General features: G+C 42.3%; 17 protein-coding genes and 1 pseudogene. 14 read left to right on the top strand and 4 right to left on the bottom strand.

Annotation, left to right across the window (positions count from 1 at the left end):
• Positions 1–51: 51 nt before the first annotated feature.
• The 5 genes from HWQ39_RS27735 to HWQ39_RS27715 all read left to right on the top strand — a co-directional run bounded on the left by HWQ39_RS27735 (position 52) and on the right by HWQ39_RS27715 (position 4,295).
• Positions 52–864 (top strand): inositol monophosphatase family protein, encoded by an 813-nt coding sequence (locus HWQ39_RS27735; protein WP_292852507.1) that lies wholly within the window; start codon positions 52–54, stop codon positions 862–864.
• 74 nt (positions 865–938) lie between these two features.
• The gene (locus HWQ39_RS27730) at positions 939–1,898 is read left to right on the top strand and encodes a J domain-containing protein (protein WP_292852505.1); all 960 of its coding nucleotides are present in this window, start codon (positions 939–941) and stop codon (positions 1,896–1,898) included.
• Positions 1,898–3,112, top strand: coding sequence for an ATP phosphoribosyltransferase regulatory subunit (locus HWQ39_RS27725; RefSeq protein ID WP_292852502.1), 1,215 nt, complete (start codon positions 1,898–1,900; stop codon positions 3,110–3,112). Before HWQ39_RS27730 ends, HWQ39_RS27725 begins: the two co-directional genes overlap by 1 nt.
• Positions 3,113–3,275: 163 nt before the next feature.
• Complete coding sequence (locus HWQ39_RS27720; RefSeq protein WP_292717925.1) at positions 3,276–3,503, top strand: ferredoxin family protein; 228 nt, start codon at positions 3,276–3,278, stop codon at positions 3,501–3,503.
• Positions 3,504–3,566: 63 nt separating this feature from the next.
• The gene (locus HWQ39_RS27715; RefSeq protein WP_179063897.1) at positions 3,567–4,295 is read left to right on the top strand and encodes an ABC transporter ATP-binding protein; all 729 of its coding nucleotides are present in this window, start codon (positions 3,567–3,569) and stop codon (positions 4,293–4,295) included.
• A gap of 653 nt (positions 4,296–4,948) precedes the next feature.
• Here HWQ39_RS27715 and HWQ39_RS27710 read toward each other — a convergent pair.
• Positions 4,949–5,164, bottom strand: a complete 216-nt coding sequence (locus tag HWQ39_RS27710; protein WP_292852498.1) for a hypothetical protein — start codon at positions 5,162–5,164, stop codon at positions 4,949–4,951.
• Positions 5,165–5,650: 486 nt separating this feature from the next.
• On the opposite strand from HWQ39_RS27710, the gene HWQ39_RS27705 reads away from it, so the two are divergent.
• The 3 genes and pseudogenes from HWQ39_RS27705 (at position 5,651) to HWQ39_RS27695 (ending at position 10,437) form a co-directional block, all read left to right on the top strand.
• The gene (locus HWQ39_RS27705; protein ID WP_292852496.1) at positions 5,651–6,373 is read left to right on the top strand and encodes a conjugal transfer protein TrbI; all 723 of its coding nucleotides are present in this window, start codon (positions 5,651–5,653) and stop codon (positions 6,371–6,373) included.
• A gap of 1,654 nt (positions 6,374–8,027) precedes the next feature.
• Positions 8,028–8,669 (top strand): annotated as a pseudogene (locus tag HWQ39_RS27700) (S-layer homology domain-containing protein); the annotation flags it as partial.
• Between the two features lie 526 nt (positions 8,670–9,195).
• Positions 9,196–10,437: an S-layer homology domain-containing protein gene (locus HWQ39_RS27695; protein ID WP_292852493.1), complete on the top strand. Its 1,242-nt coding sequence runs from the start codon at positions 9,196–9,198 to the stop codon at positions 10,435–10,437.
• 40 nt (positions 10,438–10,477) lie between these two features.
• Here HWQ39_RS27695 and HWQ39_RS27690 read toward each other — a convergent pair whose 3' ends face one another.
• Positions 10,478–11,824: a GAF domain-containing sensor histidine kinase gene (locus HWQ39_RS27690; RefSeq protein ID WP_292852490.1), complete on the bottom strand. Its 1,347-nt coding sequence runs from the start codon at positions 11,822–11,824 to the stop codon at positions 10,478–10,480.
• Between the two features lie 285 nt (positions 11,825–12,109).
• On the opposite strand from HWQ39_RS27690, the gene HWQ39_RS27685 reads away from it, so the two are divergent.
• The gene (locus HWQ39_RS27685; RefSeq protein WP_099100497.1) at positions 12,110–12,427 is read left to right on the top strand and encodes a DUF3155 domain-containing protein; all 318 of its coding nucleotides are present in this window, start codon (positions 12,110–12,112) and stop codon (positions 12,425–12,427) included.
• A gap of 448 nt (positions 12,428–12,875) precedes the next feature.
• Here the strand turns inward: HWQ39_RS27685 and HWQ39_RS27680 are convergent, their stop codons facing one another.
• Together HWQ39_RS27680 and HWQ39_RS27675 are read right to left on the bottom strand one after the other, a co-directional pair.
• A complete protein-coding gene (locus tag HWQ39_RS27680; RefSeq protein ID WP_292852487.1) occupies positions 12,876–13,406 on the bottom strand; it encodes a cofactor assembly of complex C subunit B in 531 nt (176 codons plus the stop codon).
• A 148-nt stretch (positions 13,407–13,554) separates the two neighbouring features.
• Positions 13,555–13,902 carry a PadR family transcriptional regulator gene (locus tag HWQ39_RS27675; protein ID WP_292852484.1) on the bottom strand — a complete coding sequence of 116 codons (348 nt, stop codon included), beginning with the start codon at positions 13,900–13,902 and terminating at the stop codon, positions 13,555–13,557.
• Positions 13,903–14,525: 623 nt separating this feature from the next.
• On the opposite strand from HWQ39_RS27675, the gene HWQ39_RS27670 reads away from it, so the two are divergent.
• The 5 genes from HWQ39_RS27670 (at position 14,526) to nth (ending at position 19,293) form a co-directional block, all read left to right on the top strand.
• Positions 14,526–15,104: a DUF3611 family protein gene (locus HWQ39_RS27670; RefSeq protein WP_292852481.1), complete on the top strand. Its 579-nt coding sequence runs from the start codon at positions 14,526–14,528 to the stop codon at positions 15,102–15,104.
• Between the two features lie 497 nt (positions 15,105–15,601).
• Positions 15,602–15,919 carry a hypothetical protein gene (locus HWQ39_RS27665; protein ID WP_292852478.1) on the top strand — a complete coding sequence of 106 codons (318 nt, stop codon included), beginning with the start codon at positions 15,602–15,604 and terminating at the stop codon, positions 15,917–15,919.
• 193 nt (positions 15,920–16,112) lie between these two features.
• Entirely contained in the window at positions 16,113–17,393 is a 1,281-nt protein-coding gene (serS, locus tag HWQ39_RS27660; protein ID WP_292852475.1) for a serine--tRNA ligase, read from the top strand.
• A gap of 104 nt (positions 17,394–17,497) precedes the next feature.
• Positions 17,498–18,598, top strand: coding sequence for an RIP metalloprotease RseP (gene rseP / locus HWQ39_RS27655; RefSeq protein ID WP_292852472.1), 1,101 nt, complete (start codon positions 17,498–17,500; stop codon positions 18,596–18,598).
• Positions 18,574–19,293: an endonuclease III gene (gene nth / locus HWQ39_RS27650; RefSeq protein WP_292852470.1), complete on the top strand. Its 720-nt coding sequence runs from the start codon at positions 18,574–18,576 to the stop codon at positions 19,291–19,293. Before rseP ends, nth begins: the two co-directional genes overlap by 25 nt.
• The last annotated feature ends 9 nt before the right edge of the window (positions 19,294–19,302 follow it).

Below are 19,302 nucleotides of genomic sequence, written 5' to 3'. Positions count from 1 at the left end.
TGGGGACTGGGGACTAGGAGAGATGAATCAATGCCCAATGACAAATGACAAATGACAAATCTACAAATTTTTCTAGATATTGCTACAGAAGCAGCCTTAGCTGCTGGTGCTATTTTACAAGGTTACTTGGGTAAGTTAGAAGACGCAATTATTGAAAAAGGACGCCCTGGTGATTTAGTCACGGCTGCTGATAAAGCCTCGGAAGAGTTGATTTTAGAAATTTTGCGTCGCCACTTTCCTCAGCACTCGATCCTCGCTGAAGAATCAGGAAAATTAGGTAATCAAGAAAATGAATACCTCTGGGCAATAGATCCTCTAGATGGCACAACCAACTACGCTCATCAATATCCATTTTTTGCTGTTTCCATCGGGTTGTTAATTAATGGCGTTCCCCAAGTTGGTGTCATTTATGACCCCTTTCATAATGAGCTATTCAGTGCTGCTGCTGGCTTAGGAGCAACGCGTAACCATCAGCCCATCAAGGTTTCAGCAACATCTGAACTGGGTAAAAGCCTACTAGTAACGGGATTTGCCTACGATCGCCGTGAAACCTCTGATAACAACTACGCAGAATTTAGTCACCTCACCCATCTTACCCAAGGAGTTAGACGTAGCGGTTCGGCATCGCTAGATTTGGCGTATGTTGCCTGTGGACGTGTGGATGGTTACTGGGAACGGGGGCTTTCCCCTTGGGATATTGCCGCCGGAATAATTTTGGTACAAGAAGGTGGGGGCAAAGTCACCGCCTACGATGGTACTCCTGTAAAAATTGAGTCAGGTAGAATTCTGGCTACAAATGGTTATATTCACGACTCCCTCAGTAGCGAACTTTTACAGGTTCCACCACTGTCAGCCTGGGTGTAGTAGGTGGGGGCTTTACCCCCGACTTTGGGTAAACTAAGAGGAATCCAACTGCTCCTTTGGTGTAAAACCTCTATATGTCTTTTAAAATAGACCGCGGACTATTTAAATATGATTTCATAGATCATCACGCAGTATTGTGCGTTCCAGTTGATGCGGATGTCAAAGAGATTCGCAAACGCTATCTCCAAGTCGCCCGCCGTTTGCATCCAGACAGTAGTTTTACTGAAACGGCTGCTCAAAAACAGCTAGGTAACGAATTGTTATCAAAGCTGGTTAACCCAGCTTACGAAAAACTTGTCGGCGATCGCACTCGCACTGAATATATTCTAATTTTGTCGCAAATTGGCAAGCGTCTAGTACAAGAGTCTACTTCGGTAACTCTCAACACTGACTTGGCGAAACAGTTAGTTGAAGCAGGTAATACCGATCATTTCTATAAAACTGCGATCGCAAAACTAGCCCAAACTCAATATGATTCTTTAGAACAAGCACTGCAAGTCATTGCCCAAGCTAGTGAGCTGAATTTAGTGTATTTAATGCGGAGTGCAGGCAAATCATCCGCAGCGCCGCCACCTACTCAACCCAAAGCCCAATCAGGTACACCTCAGCCAAATAGACCAAAAAATACAGCACCAGCACCAGCACCAGCGCCACCAAAAGAAGACTTGGTTGTAGAACAGTATGTTCGTCGCGCTCAATCTTTGATTGAGAAAAACCAGTTTGCCCAAGCCAAAGTAGAGTTGCAAGAGGCCCTAAAGCTAGAACCTAAAAATAGTCGCTGCCATAGCTTAATTGCAATGGTGTATTTGAAGCAAAATCAGCTAAAAATGGCAAAAATCCACTTTGACAATACTTTAAAACTAGACCCCAGTGACGAAACGGCTCTGCAATGGAAACCTAAAATAGATAAGGCTTTAGGACAACAAATTAGCGATCATAAGGTGACTTCATCCCCCAATAATGGAGATAAGCAACCAGATAAATCTGGTAGTGGTGGTTTGTTCGGTGGTTTGTTTGGTGGGAAGAAAAAATAATGGTGTATCAACCAGCAGCGGGAGCCAGGGATTTATTGCCCTTGGATGTAGAGAAAAAACGCTGGATTGAAGAGCGGTTACAACAGGTGTTTCACCGTTGGGGATATCACAGGATTATCACCTCGACTTTAGAGCGAATGGATACCCTAATGGCAGGGGAAGCAATTCAGCGTCAGATGGTGATTCAACTACAACAAAATGGCGAAGATGATGAATTAGGGCTACGTCCAGAATTAACAGCATCTATTGCTCGTACTGTTGTGACTCGGATGGCAGGTCTACGTTATCCACAACGGCTGTACTACAATGCCAATGTGTTTCGCCGCACTTGGGAAAGTAGACACAATCGCCAACAAGAGTTTTATCAAGCTGGGGTAGAGTTGCTAGGTGCTGGTGGGTTGCTAGCAAACGCCGAAGTACTGCTGTTAGTAGCAGACTGTTTAGAAGCACTGGGTTTGCAGGGATGGCATTTAATTTTAGGTGAGGCGGGAATTACGCGATCGCTCCTGAGTGCCTTTCCTGACAATCTCCAACATCAAGTTCGCAGTGCGATCGCTCATCTCGATCGCATTGCCATAGATAATTTACCTCTGAGTGACAAACTACGCGATCGCGCCCAAATCATCCTGGATTTACGCGGGCCAAGTACAGATGTGTTGCAAAAAGTCAGTAGTTTGGATCTTGATGAAGAACAGCGAGAGGCAGTGAATAACCTCAAATCCCTAGTAGAATTACTAGAATCCGAGAAAAAACTGCCGTTAATCCTCGATCTCAGCCTGATCCAGACCATCGATTACTACACTGGTATTGTCTTTGAGGTTGTCAACGATACCGAATCCCAAGCCAGAGTTTTAGGGCGTGGTGGTCGCTATGACCAGCTTTTGGGGCTATATCATCCTCAAGGAGAAAACATTCCCGGAATTGGTTTTGGACTGAATATCGAAGATTTATACCAGATTTTATTATCTACTCAGCAATTACCACAGGTAACTCCAGCGAGTGACTGGTTAGTAGCACCAGAGACAGCCAGTGCTAACGCGGCCGCTTTTGCCTACGCGCAAAAACTCAGAGATTCCACTGATTTGGTGCGGGTAGAAATTGATTTAGGAGGAAGGGATGCTGATGCTATTCGCCAATATGCAGGCGATCGCAGCATAGCCCAAATTGCCTGGATCAAAGCTGACGGCTCACCAGAAATCGAATCATTGCGTTAAGTGAGTGGGGGATTGGGCATGGGAAAGAGGCAGAGGGGCAGGGTGCGGGGGGCAGAGGGAAAACTCTCCTCCCTTGCGCCCTGCTCCCTGCTCCCTTGCTTCTTCCCCCTGCCCTGCTAGGCTAGAAATAGCCGATACAGAAAAGAGGGAATCGAGAACAAACATGCCGCACACAATTGTTACAGAAGTCTGTGAAGGCGTTGCTGACTGCGTAGATGCCTGTCCAGTTGCTTGTATTCATGATGGCCCAGGCAAAAACGCCAAGGGAACTGATTGGTACTGGATTGACTTTGCCACTTGCATCGACTGTGGTATATGTCTCCAAGTTTGCCCAGTAGAAGGGGCGATTCTTGCAGAAGAACGACCAGAGTTGCAAAAAACCCCACAATAGTCCATAGTCAACAGTCAATAAGTTATGTTTGACTGTTGACAAATGACCAATGACAAATGACCAATGACAAATGACTATTTATTAGATGTTCAAAATGTCCACGCTGGATACATCAAAGATGTAGATATCCTGCAAGGTGTGAATTTTCAGGTTTCACCAGGAGAATTAGTGACAGTGATTGGCCCCAACGGTGCGGGGAAATCTACTTTAGCAAAAGCAATTTTTGGGCTTTTGATTCCCCACACAGGCACAATTACCTTCAAAGGTGAAAATATCGTGGGGCTAAAGTCCAATCAAATTGTCCAACGAGGAATGTGCTATGTACCGCAAATCGCCAATGTCTTCCCCTCTCTCAGTGTTGAAGAGAACTTGGAGATGGGTGCTTTTGTGCTTAACGTTCCCCTGAAGCCAATTAAAGATAAAATATTTACCATGTTCCCCAGACTAAGCGATCGCCGTCGTCAACGCGCTGGTACTCTCTCTGGAGGAGAACGCCAGATGTTAGCGATGGGCAAAGCTTTGATGTTGGAACCTGGTTTGCTGATTTTAGATGAACCATCTGCTGCCTTGTCGCCGATTTTAGTGACACAAGTATTTGAGCAGATTAAACAAATTAATCAGGCTGGTACTGCGATCGTATTAGTAGAACAAAATGCCCGTAAGGCTTTAGAGATGGCTAATCGTGGATATGTATTAGAGTCGGGACGTGATGCGATCTCCGGCCCTGGTGAAGAATTGTTGAATGACCCGAAAGTGGGTGAACTATATCTGGGAGCGGGTAAGAGACATTAATCTTTCTTAATCACTCTTGCCCCATTCAACATAACACCGGCTTAATATAGGAGCTTCACTAGGCGATAGCGATGCCTAGTTTAGGCTGCGCCTACGCTATTCTATAACTAATATAAATCCTGCCACTGCCGCGACCGTCGTTTTCGATGCTCAAAGAATTCTCCCCAATAATCCTTGCGTTTCTAATCACATCTACAGCTAGTCAAAAGACAAAACAGGACATTCATTGAGGAAAAATTGACCAAAACGTAAATTACCCCCATTTGCCAGAACCCTCATTAGCAATTTGTAATTATGTTGAGTGCTTTTGGCAATTTGGCATCCAAAATTTTTTTGTTGCAGTTTTAATTGATATATCAGCAGGGTTACAGGGATATTGAGAAAATTCTACAAGGGATTAATTCCCATCTCAAAAATCCCACCCAATGGCCAGTTGTTGACGCTGACGCTCTCCGAACCACCTTAAGGTGGATGCAGCGCCAACGTCACCGCTTCACGACAACTGGCTAGAAATCAAACAGAAAACACATAGTACAAATGGACTTATGCCATTTCAGGAAATATCTGATATGGATGTAGGGGCCTACAGTCGATTCATTCTGCTGTAAATATTCTTGGCGGAGATATTAACATACCCAGGCGATCGCTACCATTTATTTAATCTGTAGTTGTCTTAATTTATTATTTGCTGATAGTAGTAATTCTTGAGCTTTCAAATAGGTTGTTGTGCCATTTTGTACCTTTTCTAATTGATGAATAATACTTTGCAATTGACTCAACACACGATTGCGCTCTCCATCATGAGCATCCGTAGGAATTGAAGCCAACAAGCTTTTGATTTCTCGTTGCGCTGCCTCTAAAGCCTCCACGACAGCCGCCTCAGCTTGCCGTCTAACCTTAAATTGACCGTAAATTAGCCTTATAAATGAAGTAAGAGTTCGCAGTCAGCCGATTCGCCTCTATATCAATGGCTTAGATATGTAAACATGAGTAGTAAAACAGCATTTTGGAACAAAATGATACTCACTTACGTTTTAGGCTGTTGCGTCTGCAAATTGCATCACAAGCATGATTAGGCAAAACCTCTAAATCCTCTCCCTTGCACCCTACTCCCCTGCCGCCTCAATGTGCAAACTATAATCACAACAGCTTATAAGTGTCTCGCCCCTAATTTGGAGTGACGCACATTAGCAGGATAAAAATTCTGAAGAGTGATTGCGATCGCACAGACTTCCCATCATCATAAGTACTTTTATCTTCAGAATACGCCTATAGAGAGGTTTAAAAACAGTCAGAAACAAACTCAGTGAATCCTCGTCATTAAATACATCACATACACAAAGGATAATGCTCTTATGACTCGCCTACATCAATGGAAATATGGAACCGCTGCATTTATGGCAATGGCCGTTACTACAAGTACCATTAGCCCCTTATTCAGCTTGGCTCCTGCTAATGCTCAATACAACATTGGGCAAAACAGAAATGGGCAATACGGAAACGTGACCATTCCTTCTGGAGTTGCTTTTCCTGTCACCTACGAAAAAGAGACAATTACTATTGCCCCTGGGGAAAGTAAATCTATAACCTTGAGAATAGCCAATGACATTATCGACAGAAATAGAAATGTCTTAATTCCTGCTGGTACTAAAGTTAATGGACGGCTAGAATCGGTTGACTTAGATAGTTATTCAAGAGATACAAGAAATACAGATGATAATCAAGGAAAAGGCGTAAGGTTTGTAGCTCAAGAATTAGAATTTTCTAACGGTCAGCGTCAGTCGATTAATGCAACTTCTCGGACATACACCACAACTCAAAGAGTTAAACAGGGGCCCAACACCAGTCAGGTTTTAACTGACGCAGCTATTGGTGGGGGTGCTGGTCTTTTAGGTTCACTACTTACTGGTAATCGTAGAATTGACGATTTAAAACCTGTTCTTGGTGCGGCTGCGGGTGCGGGTGCGAGTGTCTTGTTGCGGAAAAAAGAAGCAAATGCTTTTGTCCTCAGACCTGCACAAGATTTAAGGCTCACACTAAATTCTAACTTGAATTTAGTACCACAATCCCGCTACTAAATTTCACTTCATTCAAATTGTGAATTTAATCATCTCTTATATGCGATCGCTACTTTAACTATAGTGTGCGATCGCCTTCATTTTTTAACCAGAAAAAATTATATTTAACAGCATCTCTTTTACCTCTATATTGTCTTAATTAGTATCAATATTTATTGGAATAATTATTTAAGTATGCTATGGGAAAGCCAGTAAATTTGACTCTATTGTATTCTCTATCCAAAAGAGTATTCAAACTTACGAAATATCCTGGTACTTTTATTAAGTAGTGACGATAAAGGAGTCTTTTATTGTGGTACTTCAAAGTTTTGGTTTAAGCGCATATCTGGCAATTCCCGTAGTATTAAATATTTTGGCTCCGGGAGAAAGGATAAAAGTATCTTTAGCTGAAAACGTCCGTCAGGTTTCCACTAACAAGGAAATAAGCTTATCCAGTCGTGAGCTAATCAGCGCGAATTCAACACCAAAAACATACTATGTTAGTGGTAGTGGAAACGACAAAAATAGCGGACTCTCTACATCATCCGCCTTTAGGACAATTCAAAAGGCAGCAGACCTTACCAACCCTGGCGATACAGTTTTGATTATGAACGGAGTATACACAAATTCACCCAAAGATGGGAGTGTAATAAATATTAAACGTTCTGGAACTGCAAATGCCTGGATTAGGTATAAAGCATATCCTGGGAATTTCCCAAAAATCCAACACAATACATGGAACGGTATCCTAATTTCAAGTGGAGCTTCGTATATCGAGATCAACGGGCTGGAAGTAGTAGGAAACAATGCCAATATAACCCTTGATTATGCGATGAGTGAGAAAACCAACAAACAAAATCCGCTGACAAGTGGAAACTGTATCAACCTTGATGGACGAATTAATGGTCATGTTCATCACATCCGTATTGTCAACAACAAAGTGCATGACTGCGGAGGAGCAGGTATTTCAGCGATTCAATCAGACTATGTGACAGTAGATAATAACGTGGTGTTCAATAATGCCTGGTATAGCGTTTATGGTTGCAGTGGCATTTCGATGTTGAGCAATTGGAATTTTGACAACAACCAGGGATACAAGATGTTTATTACCAACAATAAGACTTACAACAATCGTATGTACATCCCTTGGATTGCAGTTGGAAAGATTACAGACGGTAATGGCATTATTATTGATAGTACAAGAAATGATGGCAACCCCAAATTGGGTGCATATAAAGGACGTACTTTAGTTCAAAACAATCTTGCATTTAATAATGGCGGGTCGGGTATTCATGCCTTTTTCAGCGATCATGTTGATATTGTAAATAACACAGCAGTTTTAAATAATCAAAGTCCAGAAATTAAAGGTGGGCAAATATTTGCTCATACATCATCGGATGTCAGAATTCTCAGAAACATTCTCTATGCTTTTCCTGGGAAGGATATTAATAACAACACTAAGAATACAAATGTTGTTTATGATTATAATATCTACATAAATAGTTCTAAGATCAGTGTTAAGGGGTCTCACGATATTGTTGCAGACTCAGAGTTTTTAAGTAAGCATCCCACTATAGAAAAAATATCTGGTGATTGGAAATCGCAACTAGATAAACAAAATCCGCCCACACGGACTGATGTAGAGTCTAAGTTGGCAAGTTTTGTTTGTGAACCAGTGACTTATCCTTCACAAGAGAAAGTTACCAAAGTGGGATGTTCCCCGCTATCTTTAGCTCAAACTGCTTTTTCTGATGTTTCATCTGACTATTGGGCAGCACAATTTATTCAACAATTATCTCAGCGAGGTGTAATTGCTGGATTTCCTGATGGCACCTTCCGCCCAGAAGAACCGGTGACACGCGCTCAATTTGCCGCGATGATCGATAAAGCTTTCCAAAAAGCACAGCAACGGCAGGCAATCAATTTTACTGATGTGCCTAGCAACTATTGGGCATCTAGTGCCATTCAGGAAGCTTATGCGATTAGTTTCTTATCAGGATATCCTGGTAATCGCTTTGAGCCTAACCAAGCGATTCCCCGCGAACAGGTTTTAGTTTCTCTCGCTAATGGTTTGGGATATACTCCTGGCGGCAATACCAAAAGTACTCTGCAATATTTCAACGATGCTTCTAACATCGCTAGCTATGCCCGTAGCCCGATCGCAGCCGCTACTGAAAAGCAAATTGTGGTGAACTATCCTGATGTGAAGTTCCTGAAGCCAACTGCAAATGCTACACGGGCCCAAGTAGCAGCTTTTATCTACCAAGCATTAGTCAGTTCTAATCAAGCCTCAGCAATTAACTCGCCTTATGTTGTGTTAAGACTCAGCAATTAATTCACCATATACAGTACAGCACTTTCGGCAGCTATGAGGTACATCCTCAAATCTGAAAGCTTTGATAGGAGAGGGCAAGGAGAAAAACTGTATTGCATAATAGCCGGAAGCACTGTATCGAGTCTACTACCGCAACACCTGTATCGGTCACAATTAAAATCTGTTGATTTAGTATAGTTATTCAATAGGCGATCGCACACTATGTTTAAAGTGGCGATCGCCTAAATTTTTAACCCAAAAAAATCAATTTTTCGGCAACTATTCTATTCTTGTATCGTCTTTACTAAGTATCGACATTTATTACAATACTAATTTAATTCTGTAAAGAGGTAATAGGGTGATGATACTACTTCTATTACCTACTTCGGTTGATGAATATTTTTAGATTGTCACTGTATGACTAAAGTCATGGCTTTTACAAAAAGCACAAAAGAATGGAACCTAATACTTTAGTACATGTCTAATTAATTAAAAGTAAAAAAAATAATTGAACTGGAGTAAAAAAATAATGTTTAACTTAAATCGTTGGCAATCTAGAACAGCTGCACTTATGGCTTTGAGCGTCACAGTCGGAACTGTAGCGCCTTTCATGACAGCTTCGCCATCTTTAGCTCAAACTACTTTTTCTGATGTTTCATCTAACTACTGGGCGACACAATTTATTCAACAATTGTCACAGCGAGGTGTTATTGCCGGATTTCCTGATGGTAGCTTCCGCCCAGAAGAACCGGTGACACGCGCTCAATTTGCCGCGATGGTCAATAAAGCTTTCCAAAAAGCACAGCAACGGCAGCCAATCAATTTTGCTGATGTGCCTAGCAACTATTGGGCATCCAGTGCTATTGGGCAAGCTTATACTATTGGTTTCTTATCAGGATATCCTGGTAATCGCTTTGAGCCTAACCAAGCTATTCCCCGCCAACAGGTTTTAGTTTCCCTCGCTAACGGTCTGCAATATAGCCCCAGTGGTAATACCGAAAGCACTCTGCAATATTTCAACGATGCCTCTAGCATCGCTAGCTATGCCCGTAGCCCGATCGCAGCAGCAACCGAAAAGCAAATTGTAGTGAACTATCCAAACGTGAAGTTCCTGAATCCAACTGCAACTGCCACTCGCGCCCAGGTAGCAGCTTTTATCTATCAAGCATTGGTTAGTTCTAATCAAGCTTCAGCAATTAACTCGCCTTATGTTGTGGCTGTCGGGTCTACTACCCTAACACCTGTTTCAGTCACAATTCCCCAAGGGACTGCTATTCCTGTGAAGTATGAGAAGGCAGAAAAAATTCTAGTTACCAAAGATGAAACATCACCTTTGACATTGACAGTATCCCAAAACGTGGTTACGCAAGACGGATCTGTAGTGATTCCTGCTGGTAGTCAAGTTATTGGCCAACTCAAACCTGCTACAGGCGGTTCTCAATTTGTTGCTGAGAAGCTGGTTTTGACCAATGGTCAAGAGTATCAGCTTAACGCTAGTTCTGACGTAATTACCAAAACTGAAACCGTCAACAAGGGTACTAGTACTGGTGCAATTATCAGAAATACTGTATTGGGTGCAGGTGCAGCCGCAGCAGTATCTGCTGTCACAGGCGATCGCGCCATTGCCACAGAAGAAGTCTTGGGTGGCGCTGGTATCGGTGCATTGATTGGTCTGTTCTTCGGTAAGAAGAGTGTTGACTTAATTGCCATTGACCCAAATACCGATTTACAAATGACAATCAATCAAAACTTGTTGGTTTCACTAAGATAGTCATTAGTAATTAGTCTTTACAAAGGACAAATGACAAATTCTAAACTTCCGGCAACCAAATAATAAATGTAGTTCCCGGTGCATTGGGTGAAGTTAACTTAGAGTTGATTGCAGGGCTGAAAACCTCAATTTCGCCCTGCATTTGCTCTATTAATTGTTTAGCGATCGCTAACCCCAAACCTGTACCTGGAATTTCTGTTTGCGCTTGTACACCCCGATAATGCCGTTCTCCAAGATGTTCTAAATCTTGGGGTGGAATTCCAGGCCCGTTATCACTAATGACTATTCCCTGAAAATTCGCTTTTTCTTGCCCCGCCTGAATCAAAATTTTGCCACCAGTGGGAGTGTATTTTAAAGCATTATCAATAATGTTAGTTAACACCTCTCGTAATGCTTTGACATTGGCACGTACTAGAGATGAATTTTGTTGAATTTCAGTTATGAGTTTTAGCTTTCGCTCTTGGGCGATCGCTTTGGCTGATATTAATAATGGTTCCAATATATCTGCTAGGGAGCAGTCAACTGCTTTATCTCCCGTTCCCGGCAATAATAGCGGCGGTTTCGCGTCTTTTTGGATCGTTGCTTCTACAAATACTTCATCTTCTGTCAGAAGTGGTGCTAAATCTGTCTCTGTCAAGTCAATTACTTGCTCAAATTGTTGCAGCAATTCTTGGAGGCGATCGCTTTCTCGGACAATACTATTTGCCACATCCCGGTTAGCGTCTGCTGGTCGTAATCGTTTTAACAGCAGTTTACCAAAAGTCCGCAACGCCGTTAATGGGTTACGAAACTGATGCAACAGATTATCCAGCAAATCCTGCTGTTTTTCTTGGAGAATTTGTTGCTCACGCAACTGCTGCTCAAACCATGCTCGTCTCTGATCTAAAATACATGCGATCGCTAATGTTTGGGCTATCCTTTGAATCTGACTTTGCTCATGTTCATTCCATGCCCGATCATTCCTACCTGTCACTAGTAACCCCATCATCACACCCTCATAGACCAGAGGTAAAACAATTTGGTTGCCACTAAGTAGGTATTCCTCTTTTAGATCGGGTTGAGACGCATCTGGTATCTCAGACTCCCGCGACGAAGTTGGAGATTCTAAACCTGCTGTCAATAACCTTCGGTGATGATTGGGTAATATCAACGCATTTTCAACTTGAAGTTGCTTGTATGCTGTCCCCTCAGCATTCTCCTCTCCTGGCGGTAGTAATGCTGTTTCTGGGTAAATCACTACAGGAATAAGTTTTGCATCGCCTGAAGGAGTTTCTACCAATTCTTGTGTTAAGTACACAATACTTAAAGTTGCTCCCAGCCCTTGGGTTAGCAGCGCTATTTGCTCTCGACACAAAGCAAGAAAATCGGAACTGGCAGACATTAACATTTTTTAGCTCTTGCTCAAGATTATAGATTTTGAGGCATGATGTAAGAGAGGATACTTAATTTTTACCTCACTCATTTAATAAAGCTTAACTAAAATTTTCTTAGAGATAGTTTCTACTAAGGGATTATATTCTTAGGTGATTTTGTTTTGTCTATTTTCAAAGATATTAACTTTCTTATATTAAAAGGTTAAAAACTATTGATATTCTGAACTAGAACCTATATAATGACGACGGATTTTGTAGCTATAACTACAATCTATAGCTTGAAAGAGGAGGACAATAAATTGGCAAGGAGACGCAAAAGGAAGAGTCGTCGTCGTCAGGAAGGACGGCGCATTTTGGAACACGTGCCTCAATATAGCATCGAAAGTGGCGAAGAAAAGCCTGTGACAGCAGCGAGAAGATTCATTCAAGCTGAAGGGATTTTGCCACCAGCGTTGCTACTCGTAAAGCGCAATGAACACACTACAGATCGTTATTTCTGGGCAGAAAAGGGACTGTTTGGTGCTCAATACGTAGAGGAAAACCATTTCTTGTTTCCTAGTTTGAGGGTGTTAGAACCTTCGCCAGGTCAGGAACCTCTTGCTTTAGCTGGTAGGTGAACCATCAATGGTCATCTTAGGCATTGAATGTGGCTCCTGACTATCATTAACTGGCAAAATTGCTAAGTTTATGCAAAATTTAATTTTTTTTTAGTTTGTAGCTGATTGCCAGTAAATCTAGTCCAGGTAGTTGGAAAGTAAATTTGTCTCAAACCACGCTAGATTGCATGGGTTGATACTATTTTGATGATGCAGAAGGGAGTTGGTATAGAGCCAGGCGCGTTTAAAAGTGCTAGTGAAGTTGCGCTCTTATGCCGTAGATATTGAGAAAGCTCTGTCAATGAATTTAAGTTAATGAATTTAAATTTTTTCCCCACGACTTATGTCGCGGGGAAAACTGACAAAGCATTGGTCTTGATTTCCTCCTTCCTACTTTCCATTGCCTAAAGAGTAGGTCAGGTCAGAAGTCTGCATATCATAGTTAAAAGATGGTCACGAAAATCAACAATTATTTCCCAGGCTTTAGCTGTAGAGTCCTTTGCAACTCACTGAGTTCATCTCGATGGGCAACTACGGTGATCCTACTTGAGGAGGTTTGTTCGCTCTGAGTTGTTTCTACTTTGAGCAACACCTTCTCAAGTCTTCCAGACTTTTTCCAATAAAATAGACCACTTAAAGGCGACAGCAGAACCATCGCCAGAACAACAGTACTCAGGCGAGGAAAAAGCAGGTATACAACCAGAAATAAACAAACAATCCCGGTAGCTGCAAGTAAAGTTAGGAATATAGCTAAGAACCAGCTGGGGCGAACAAAACCTTCAAAAGTCACTTGGTTTTGTTCTCGGTCTACCGCTGCCACTCGGTAAGACCGCGATCGAAAATACTCTTTTAATTGAGACATCAAAGCAGCTTCGTCTTGCTCAGATACCAGTTGCACTATTTCTGTGCGGTCTTTAGTCGAGGCACGAATAAAGAAAAACAGCCCAACCGATAACAACAAAGTTAGCAGGAACGTAGATGGCAGAATAGCAGTATCCATAACGAATTGTTAATGTTTGACTGGAGGAGACTTATTCATTATCAATTATTCGTTATACCGATTTGAACAATGATTGCGACAAATAGAGCGCCAAAAAGCGATTACTAGCGACTCTTCCACAATCCAAAATCTAAAATCTAAAATCCTATTACTTTGTCCTCCCGTTAATGTAGTGTTGCCAAAGAAAAGCTAAATCCTGAGCTTGAACTTGCCATTCGGGAGAAACTTGGTACATCCGCCTGGGGCGTCCCCGTCCTTCGAGTTTCTTCCAATATCCAGTGATTGCCCCTTGGTCTTCCAGAAATTTGATTGCACTATAAAGTACGGTATCTGAAAGCCGATAGATGGGATATTCCGTTTCTAATTGCTCGATCAACTCGGTTCCGTAGGATTCCCCTTGTAATAAAACAAACAGTATGTAACAAACTGCAAGTTCCTGACAAAGGTAAGTTGGCGGAGGATTCTCAAAAAATTGATATATATCCTCAAGTTTCATGGTTAGTGAATGGCTAAAAAAATGCCTTAGGGTAAGGTCTACAATCCTTGTAGTCAGTATACAGTGCTACTGCTAAGTGAGTAATACATATAAAGCTACTTAGACTAGATATCCATTGCGTAAAGACCAAATAATCACCCACATCTGTGAAATAGTGGGAAGAGTTTGCGAGTTTTAGGGGTACAAAATAATGTATCCCTACCTAAGCTCGATACAGTGTCTTGAGGAGCCAACAGACAGTGGCGAAGTCACTATCTTGGTGTTAAGTGATGCCAGAGTGGTTAGAACCGCTTAAGCAATAAAATGCCATCGAAGAAATTTTACAGGTAAAATGCTATTTTGTCTGTAAATGTTAATAAACACTTTGTTTTACAGTAATTTTCCCAATGCGAATTCTAAAAGCTTACGCTAAGGGATATGTCTGGGTTAAAGCTGCTACGCCAGTGAAAACACTTAAGTAGCAACCATTGCTGGTTTCCTCGACAAGAGAATCTCTTGTCTGTTGTGGCAAGTGTGATAGTAAATTTATCAAATAAGACGCAAGGGACGCGGGTAAAGAACTCTCCATGTCCCCACGTCCCTGTTTACTCTTGTCCCTTAATAAAGCGCAGCACATTGGTACTATGTCACAAACTCCCGATGCCCCATCATCTTCCTCAACTCTTAGGGTAATTGCCCAAACTTTTCGCCTTACAGGTTGGATTAGCTTCTGGATTCAGCTAGTGCTAGGCGTTGTTTCTAGCATAATTGTGCTGCTGTTCGCCGTCTTTAATCAAAAAACTGGCAGTCCTACTAATAATCCTGGGACTGGCTTTGGTGTATTTTTAGCAATTTGTGGACTGGTTGTTTTGGGTGGGGGAATTTATTTAGCCTACCGTTATACTAGAATTGGCAAGCTATTGGAATCCTCCAATCCCAGCAACCGCCCTCGCAAAAGTGAGACTGTGCAAGTATTACGCTTAGGGCTGTGGGTGAATTTAGGGGGAACGCTGGTGACTCTATTGGGGGCGCAAGCGATCGTTGGCACACTGGTAGCAAGATCCATCTCTCCGCAAGCGATAACTACCCAATTTTTTGACCCTACCCGAATTATTAGCGGTCTAGATATGCTTGTCGTACAGGCAAACACCAACACCGTCTCAGCACACTTTGCAGGGCTTGTAGCATCGCTTTGGCTACTCAATCGCATTAACCGTCCTTAATACAAGTGGGGAATTGAGGAGATTAAGGAGGCGGAAGGAATCCCCATAAATAATACTTAGTGGATTTAATAAGGACGCCGTATTTCTTGCGCCCTTCGGGTTCACCAGTCGCCTACGGCGGGAAACCCGCCTACAGCACTGGTTCACTGCGCCACTAGTTATACATATTTCTTTGTTTTTTATAAATAAATTTACTTGCTTTAAACCCGTTTGGCAGAGGGCAAAAAATATATTTTCTTCCTCCTGCCGACGCCCTCTACGAGACGCTAAAAGCGAACGCGGACTCGCTAACGCTGCGCTATCCTGCCCTCTGCCTTTCTTCGGTAAATAATTTCTCCTTATCTTTTTTTATTTAGCAAATTAATTGCGTAATCCTATTCTACTTTTCCGTAACATATAGCCCAAGGTGTGAAGACAACTATAGATTATTTGAAAAAAACATCCTGCTAAAAAGTGGCACAGGGATGATACACATCTTTTTTGAAAGTCTTAACATTATGAAAAATCAACCAGAACGGAAATTTAATCAAGAAGCTTGGAGATTTAGCGTACAGGTTTTCTTTAGTAGCATCGTACTGGGACTGTGCATTTTCAAACTTGGTTCACCAGATAACGATAAGAATGTTGCCCTTTACTGGGGTGGTTTATCAAGTGTGCTTGCATACTGGCTACCTTCACTTGGACAAACTAGAGACGATAGGGAACAACCGAGTATCACTCAAAAGACGTTTGCCGCAACTGAAAACGCTAATGGCAATGGTCAGATTCTAGCTCAGGTTGCTGAAACGACAGTGACTTCAAATACCAATCCATGATTGGTTAAATGCATTATCTACTTTCGTAGCCCTGGCAGTGATGCTAGGGTAAAATTTTGATAATAGGTTAAGACTAATTTTTCTAAAAAACTTTGTTTTTCCAGTCACAGCAAACCGAAATTACTATATGCTGGATGCTTATGTGTTAACTGTATTGACAAAAAGATAATAGGCTAAAAACTGAGAAAAATCTGTGCTGGATATCAAGCAAATACGAGAAAATCCGCAATTCGTTCAAGAACGATTGAATAGTCGTAGTGGTAAATACGACATTGAACCGATATTACTGTTAGATCGGCAACAACGGGAACTTGAGGGGACACGTAGTCAACTCCAAGCCCGGAGCAACGAAATTGGTAAAATTGTCGGGCAGAAAATTAAATCTGGGATCAATCCTCAAGACCCAGAAATTCAAGCTTTGCGGGATGAAGGTAACTCTGTTAAAGCTACTTTGAGCCAACTTGAACCCCAAGAAAAAGAACTCAAAGCTGAAATTGCTCAACTTGTGTTGGCACTTCCCAACTTGCCAAGCGACTCTACACCCCTTGGTAAGAATGAGGAAGATAACGTAGAAGTGCGTCGTTGGGGTGATGAGTATATTCCCCAAAATCCGAATATTCTCCCTCACTGGGAAATTGGCGAAAAGCTAGGTATTCTCAATGTCGAACGAGCTGTAAAAGTTGCCCAAAGTCGCTTTGTGACATTGATAGGTGCTGGTGCGGCATTGGAGAGGGCATTAATTCAATTTATGCTGAGTCTCCATACTCAAGCAGGGTATATAGAAGTTAGTCCGCCGCTGTTGGTGAATACTGAGTCTTTGACGGCGACTGGTCAGTTACCTAAGTTTGCGGAAGAAAGCTTTAAATGCGCTGATGATGACTTGTGGCTGATTCCGACGGCGGAAGTTCCAGTTACAAATCTCTACCGGGGTGAAATTCTCGCTGCTGAAGATTTGCCTATTTACCACTGTGCCTTTACCCCCTGTTTTCGCCGCGAAGCTGGTAGTTATGGACGCGATATGCGGGGATTAATTCGTCTCCATCAATTTAACAAGGTGGAAATGGTGAAGTTTGTCGAACCCAGTACGTCTTTTGATGAATTAGAGAAATTGGTAGGGAATGCAGAAGCAATTTTACAGGCGTTGCGGTTGCCTTATCGAGTAGTAAATTTAAGTACTGGAGATTTGGGATTTGCCTCTACCAAAACTTATGATTTAGAGGTTTGGTTGCCCTCTTCTGGCAAATACCGCGAAATTTCTAGCTGTTCCAATACTATAGATTTCCAAGCACGACGGGCTGATATTCGCTTCAAGGAGGCGGGGAAGAAAGGAACTCAGTTCGTACACACCCTTAATGGTTCGGGTTTGGCGGTGGGAAGGACAATGGCAGCAATTTTGGAAAACTATCAACAATCTGATGGGACGGTGAAGATACCAGAAGTATTGCAACCTTACTTGGGACGTGAAGTTTTGTAATTTGTCATTAGTCTTTTACCAATGCCCAATGCCCAATGCCCCATGCCCAATACCCAATTAGAATGAAGATAACTATAGCTTAATATCTTCACTAAATTTACTCTATGTCAGTTTTAGCAGCGATCGCAGTCTTGGCTGTTTTGATCTTGGTACACGAGTTGGGACATTTTGTTGCAGCACGTTCTCAAGGCATTCTTGTTAACCGTTTTTCTTTGGGTTTTGGCCCAGTTCTTTTGAAGTACCAAGGTTCACAAACCGAATATGCTGTCCGCGCTTTTCCTTTGGGCGGTTTTGTGGGCTTTCCCGATGATGACCCCGATAGCGATGTTCCACCCAATGACCCAAATCTGCTGCGTAATCGTCCAGTTTTAGACCGGGCGATAGTTATCAGTGCCGGAGTAATTGCCAATTTAATATTTGCTTACTTGGTGTTGGCTCTGCAATTGGGTATTGTCGGCATTCCCAAGGAATTAACCTATCAAGCTGGTGTCCTTGTACAGCCTGTTAATCAAGAATCTGTTGCCTATCAAGCAGGAATTCGGGAAGGAGATATTATTCTGGCTGTTAACGGTCAAGAACTCCCGGCTTCTGATAAATCAACTCCTTTGCTGACAAAAGAAATTCAAACTCATCCCAATCAGCAAATCGAACTGAAAATTCTGCGTGAAAAACAACAACAAATCCTGAAATTAACACCAAAATTGGGAGCTGATGGTAAAGGTGTAGTTGGTGTGGCACTCAGTCCAAATGCTACAGCAATTTATCGCCGTCCTAATAGTCCTTTTGAAATTTTCGGTCTTGCTGCCAATAGATTTCAACAATTATTTGTTGGAACACTCAGCGGTTTTGGACAGTTGATTACCAACTTTCAACAAACTGCTGGACAAGTTTCTGGGCCAGTTAATATTGTCAAAATAGGTGCAAAGTTAGCTGAGGACAATAGCGTAAATCTGTTGTCTTTTGCCGCAATTATCAGCATTAACTTGGCTATTATCAACATTTTGCCTTTACCAGCTTTGGATGGCGGACAACTGGCTTTTCTGCTAATTGAAGGTTTGCGCGGTAAGCCTGTACCTGCCCGGATTCAAGAAGGTGTAATGCAAACTGGTTTGGTGCTACTCTTAGGCTTAGGAATTTTTCTGATAGTCAAAGAAACTACCCAATTAACTAGCCAATTGGAATGGGTGCAAAAATTATTCCAGTGAAAATAGCGAGTGGGAAGTCGGGAGTGGGGAGTAGGAAAGAGAAACTTTCACCTTTAAAGAAGCGATCGCTAGAAATTTTAGCTCGTCTGAAGCGTCTTTATCCAGATGCTACCTGCTCTTTGAACTACTCAACACCAGTACAACTATTGGTAGCAACGATTCTCTCGGCTCAGTGTACTGATGAGCGAGTGAATAAGGTAACACCAGCTTTATTTGGTAAGTTTCCTGATGCTGCAAGTTTAGCGATCGCTGACTTGGTAGAATTAGAAAGTTTGGTGCGTTCAACCGGATTTTATCACAACAAAGCTAAAAACATTCAAGCCGCCTGTCGGATGATTGTCACTGAGTTTAACTCTGTTGTCCCCAACCAAATGGAGCAATTGTTAAAGCTTCCAGGTGTGGCGCGCAAAACAGCAAATGTAGTCTTGGCTCATGCTTATGGAATTAATGCCGGCGTGACAGTAGATACTCACGTCAAGCGCCTCAGCGGACGTTTGGGTTTAACTGAAGCAAAAGACCCCGTTCGCATTGAGCAAGATTTAATGGGTTTATTGCCGCAGCCTGATTGGGAAAATTGGTCAATTCGGCTGATTTATCATGGTCGTGCTATTTGTAAAGCCCGCTCTCCCGTTTGTGTTGCTTGTGAGCTTGCTGATTTATGTCCTGCTGCGAATCAGCCAGTGGTTGTAGGGTAAGCGACACAA

Origin of the sequence: Nostoc sp. NMS8, from assembly GCF_017115045.1 — a bacterium.
GTDB lineage: Bacteria > Cyanobacteriota > Cyanobacteriia > Cyanobacteriales > Nostocaceae > Nostoc.
The sequence above is the reverse complement of the archived record's forward strand: the minus strand, read 5'-3'. Positions and strand labels throughout refer to the sequence as shown.